The organism is Amycolatopsis sp. SID8362, assembly GCF_010550475.1.
GTDB lineage: Bacteria > Actinomycetota > Actinomycetes > Mycobacteriales > Pseudonocardiaceae > Amycolatopsis > Amycolatopsis eburnea.
In genome coordinates this window covers 1-4962 of sequence record NZ_JAAGNB010000304.1, presented here as the reverse complement: position 1 = coordinate 4962, position 4962 = coordinate 1, and the positions used below count along the sequence as shown (strand labels likewise).

The 4962-nt window shown below is 70.3% G+C and carries 4 protein-coding genes; 1 reads left to right on the top strand and 3 read right to left on the bottom strand.

Going from position 1 to position 4962, the window contains the following annotated elements; translation table 11 throughout:
- The 3 genes from G3I65_RS10345 to G3I65_RS10335 all read right to left on the bottom strand — a co-directional run.
- Window positions 1-349, bottom strand: a 349-nt coding sequence (locus G3I65_RS10345; protein WP_160695904.1) for an FAD-dependent oxidoreductase, incomplete at its 3' end; no start/stop codon positions are given.
- A complete protein-coding gene (locus tag G3I65_RS10340) occupies window positions 346-534 on the bottom strand; it encodes a ferredoxin (RefSeq protein ID WP_160695903.1) in 189 nt (62 codons plus the stop codon). The genes G3I65_RS10340 and G3I65_RS10345, both read right to left, overlap by 4 nt.
- Window positions 534-1934, bottom strand: coding sequence for a fatty acid desaturase (locus G3I65_RS10335; RefSeq protein WP_160695902.1), 1401 nt, complete (start codon window positions 1932-1934; stop codon window positions 534-536). Before G3I65_RS10335 ends, G3I65_RS10340 begins: the two co-directional genes overlap by 1 nt.
- Before the next feature lie 861 nt (window positions 1935-2795).
- On the opposite strand from G3I65_RS10335, the gene G3I65_RS10325 reads away from it, so the two are divergent.
- Window positions 2796-4962, top strand: a 2167-nt coding sequence (locus G3I65_RS10325) for a nitrate- and nitrite sensing domain-containing protein (RefSeq protein WP_160695900.1), incomplete at its 3' end; no start/stop codon positions are given.

Genomic DNA, 4962 nt, shown 5'->3' with positions numbered 1-4962 from the left:
GAGCCCCGGGCAGCGTGCGGGCGGTCGCGCCGGTGGCGATCACCAGCGCGTCGTAGCGCACGGCCCGGCCCGCGACGGTCACTTCGCGCGAGCCGAGGTCGAGTCCGTCGGCCGGCGCGCCGAGCAGCAGTTCGACGCCGAGGACTTCGCGGAGCACCTCCTCGGTGTGGAACGGCTCGACCGCCCGCGGCCCGCCGGCGGCGAGGAATGCCTTGGACAGCGGCGGCCGGTCGTAGGGCAGGTGCTCCTCGGCCCCGATCAGCACGATCCGGCCGCGGTAGCCGGTGCGGCGGGCGGCTTCCACGGCGCGCAGCCCGGCGAGCGACGCGCCCACGACGACGAGGGTCATGTCAGCCTCAGGGCCAGCACCGGGCAGGAGTCCACGGCGGCGGCGACGTCCTGCCGGTGTTCCTCGCCGGGCCGCTCGTCGAGCAGGACGACGGTGCCGTCCTCGCCGACCTCGAAGAAGTCGGGCGCCATCGCTTCGCACATGCCGAGGCCGTCGCACTTGCCGCGGTCCGCTTCGATCCGCATCACGCACCCACCCGGCCCGGCGCGACGAAGTCGACCTTCTCGCGGACGCCGCAGTCGGGGCAGCACCAGGAGTCCGGGATCGCCGACCACGGCGTGCCGGCCGGGAAGCCCTCGCGCGGGTCGCCGAGCTTCTCGTCGTAGACGTACCCGCAGCCCGGGCACATGCCGCCTTCGGTCGCGTCGCCGTGGGTGTCGGTCAGCGCGGGCTCGGCCGCGGTGACGCGGGTGCCGTACTGGGCCAGGATCTTCTCGCGCTTCGACGGCTGGATGTTCGCGCGGGAGACGTCGCCGCCGAAGTGGGCGAGCACCCGCGGGTCCATCACCCGGCGCCACACCGGCGGCACGAGCGCCAGCACGATCATCCCGGCGTACCCGGTGGGCAGCACCGGCGATTCGGCGAAGTCGCGCAGGGTCTGGTAGCGGCGCGTCGGGTTCGCGTGGTGGTCGCTGTGCCGCTGCAGGTGGTAGAGCAGGACGTTGGTGGCGATGTTGTTGGAGTTCCAGCTGTGGCTGGGATCCACCCGCTCGTAGCGCCGCTTGCCTTCGACGCCGACCCGCTGCCGCAGCATGCCGTAGTGCTCCATGTAGTTGACGACCTCCAGCAGTGAGAATCCGACGACGGCCTGGATCACCAGGTACGGCAGCACTCCGATGCCGAGCCACGCGACCATCGCCGCCCACAGCACCGCGGACATCAGCCAGGCGTTGAGGACGTCGTTGCCGAGGCGGAACGGGTGCTTGCCACGCCGGGCGTAGCGCTTGCGCTCCAGGCGCCACGCCGACTTCAGCGAACCGAAGACGGTGCGCGGCCAGAAGCGGTAGAAGCTCTCGCCGAGGCGGCTGCTCGCCGGGTCCTCCGGCGTCGCCACGCGGACGTGGTGGCCGCGGTTGTGCTCGATGTAGAAGTGCCCGTAGAAGCTCTGCGCCAGCGCGATCTTCGACAGCCAGCGCTCGTGGCTCTCCTTCTTGTGCCCCAGCTCGTGCGCGGTGTTGATGCCGATCCCGCCGATGCAGCCGATCGAGACGGCCAGCCCGATCTTGTCCGCGACGGTGAGGTCCCCGCGGGCGATCAGCCAGAACGCGGTGGCGAAGCCGATGTACTGGATCGGCAGGAAGGCGAAGGTGATCCAGCGGTAGTACCGGTCGTTCTCCAGCCGCTCGATGACGTCGTCGGGCGGGTTGCTCCGGTCCAGCCCGGCGCCCAGGTCGATGAGCGGCACGATCACCAGGATCACGACCGGGCCGATCCAGAACCACCCGCCCCAGCCGGTGGCCGCGTGCAGCCCGATGGCGAGGAACGCCAGGGACGGCACGACCAGGCCGATCAGCCACAGGTAGCGCTTGCGGTCCCGCCACAGCTCGGTCGAGCCGGCGGGGACGGTTCCGGTCAGTTCGCTCATCACGCCTCCTCGAGTGATTTACGAAACTGTAGGTGATGTAAAGCTGGTTTGACAAGAGCCGATGCTTTGTCAACCGAGCCTTGCCGGCGCCGATAGCCTGGGAAGCGGATGAGGAGCAGTGGCGGACGAACCGCGGCCGGTGGTCGTGCCGGACTTCCGGGGCAGGCAGGCGCTCGACGCGTGGCTGTCGGGCCACGACGCGGGCTTGACGCTGCAGGGGCCCGATCCGGACAGCCCCCACCCGCTCCTGAACGGCTTGGTCGTGGCCCAGCTCCCGGCCGCGGGCACCCGGCTGGACCAATGGGGCGCGGTGACCGTGTGGGTGACCGGCGGCGGCGACCCCGACGGCGTCCGCGAACCCGGCGGCCACGTCCCGACCTCCGCGCGGAACCCGGCTACAGCGAACCCTGACCGGCTGTCACGACACGCCGTCACGAACCCCCTGTGGTCAAGATCATCAAGCGCCGCACCGGGTGCGGAGAGGCACTACCCCTGCCCCTTCTTTCCAGCAACGCGAACAACCCGTCCGCCGCATCGGGCGAATTCACATTCACCCGATCGGCCCAGTGTGCAAGACGGCGAAAACAGCCGCGAGGCCGTTACCAGAGGAAATGCCCGTAACCGCCCCGACGCACTCGGTAAACACCGTTCGCCCCGTGCCGGACGACCGTCCACCAGCCGGGTCAGCACCGCGAGCCCTCGCTGGTTCATGGTAAAAAACGGACCCTGATCGATTCCGCGGCAACACGGAGGGTGAGGCGAAGACGGGTGACGGCGGCCGCTGTGTCCCATCGTCGTGTCCGCTTCCTCGTCCGGGTCCCCTTTCCTCGCCGACCGTCACTCAGGAGTTCGTGAACCGCCGTGCTGAACAAAGACGCCAAGGACGAGTCGGACAAGCCGTACGACAAGTCGATCCGCAAAAGGCTGACCAGGACCGTTCTCATTCCCAGCGTGACGCTGCTGGTGCTGTGGATCGCGGTCTCTTCCTACTTCCTCTTCAACGGCGTTTACGTCCGGCTGGTCGCCGCTTCGGTCCGTGAGGTGTCCATCCCCGCCGCGACCGCGCTGGCGGAATTCCAGAAGGAACGCCAGAGCGCGCTGCAGTACCTGGACGACCCCGCGCTGGGCCCGGGCCGGCTGCAGGCGCAGCAGAAGGTCACCGACGAGAAGCTCGGCACGCTGCAGGACGCGTTCGCCGCGACGATCTCGAACGCGCCGGACGAGATCGCGTCCAAGGTCAACGCGCTGAAGTCGCAGTTCGACCAGCTGCCCGTGCTGCGCTCGCAGATCAGCTTCCGCAGCATCGACCGCACGCAGGTCAACAACTACTACAACGGCGTGATGGACACGGCGTCGAACCTGTTCGACACCCAGGCCCGCGTCGTGCCGGACGCCGAAGCCGCGACCGGCGGCATCACCGCGACGTCGGTCTTCCGCGCCGGGGACGCGATGTCGCGCGAGACGTCGCTCGTGTCGACGGCCTTCTCGGCCGGCACCTTCGCCCCCGACGACTTCGCCCAGTTCGCGCAGCTGTCCGGGACCTACCGCACGCAGCTGGCGCAGATCGAACCGTTCCTCGACGCGAACGTCCGCGACCGGTACCGGGCGCTGACCAAGAGCACCGCCTGGCAGCAGCTGGCCACCGCCGAAGAGGCGATCGTCAAGCACGGGCCGTGGTCGCCCAGCGAGCAGCACACCGTGCCGGTGTCCGAAACGGACTGGCTGAACGCGACCACCCAGGTCGCGCAGGGCCTCAACGACCTGGCCATCACCCAGGCGGACAAGGTTTCCGCGGCCGCGATCGACTCCGGTGACGCCCAGCTGCGCAACGTCATCATCGGCAGCATCCTGGCCCTGCTCGCGTCGCTGGCGGCGATCATCGTCGCGGTGCGGGTGTCGCGCTCGCTCGTCGACCGCGCGCTGATGACGCGCCTCGCGCGGCTGCGCAACGACTCGCTCGACCTCGCCCGCAACCGCCTGCCGGACATCGTGGAGCGGCTCAAGAACGGCGAACCGGTCGACCTCAAGGAAGAGCTGCCGCAGCTGGACCACGGCCGCGACGAGATCGGGCAGGTGGCGGAGGCGTTCAACACCGCGCAGCTGACCGCCGTCAACGCCGCGGCGAGCGAGGCGAAGGCCCGCAGCGGCGTGCACAACGTGTTCCTCGGCATCGCGCACCGGAACCAGGTCCTGGTGCACCAGCAGCTGCAGATCCTCGACGAGATGGAAGCGCGGGAAGACGACTCGACGCAGCTGGCGTCGCTGTTCCAGCTCGACCACCTCGCCGCCCGCGCCCGCCGGACCACCGAGAACCTGATCATCCTGGGCGGCAAGCAGCCCGGGCGCCGCTGGCGCAAGCCGGTCGCGCTGATGGAGGTCCTGCGCGCGGCCGTCTCGGAGACCGAGCAGTACGCGCGGGTCCAGGTGGAGCAGGTCGCCGACGTCGCCATCGTCGGTGCCGCGGTGGCCGACACCATCCACCTGATCGCCGAGCTCGTCGACAACGCGACGTCGTTCTCGCCGCCGGGGTCGCCGGTCGAGGTGACCAGCCGCATGGTCGCGCGCGGCGTCGTCGTCGACGTGTCCGACCAGGGCCTCGGGATGAAGGACGGCGTCCGCGAGTGGGCGAACGCGATGATGGCGGAGGCCCCCGAGTTCGACGCGATGGCGCTGCGGGCCGACTCCAGCCTCGGCCTGTTCGTGGTCGCGCGGCTGGCCGCCCGGCTCGGCATCACCGTCACCTTCGACCCGTCCCGCTACGGCGGCCTCCGCGCCACCGTGCTCATCCCGGGCCAGCACCTGGCGGGTGAGGACACCGCCGGCGCCGAAGAGCCCGGCAGTTCCCCGGCGGAAACGACCGCGGTCCTCGCCCCGGTGGGCGCCCCCGCCGCGCGGGCCGCAGAAAGCTCGCTCGGTTCCATGGACTCACCCAGCTCGTTCACCGGCCAGATCCCGATGAAGCGAGAGACCAAGCCGAGGCCGTACCCGGCGCGGGCGCTCACCCCGCCCGACGCCCTGCCGTCCGTGC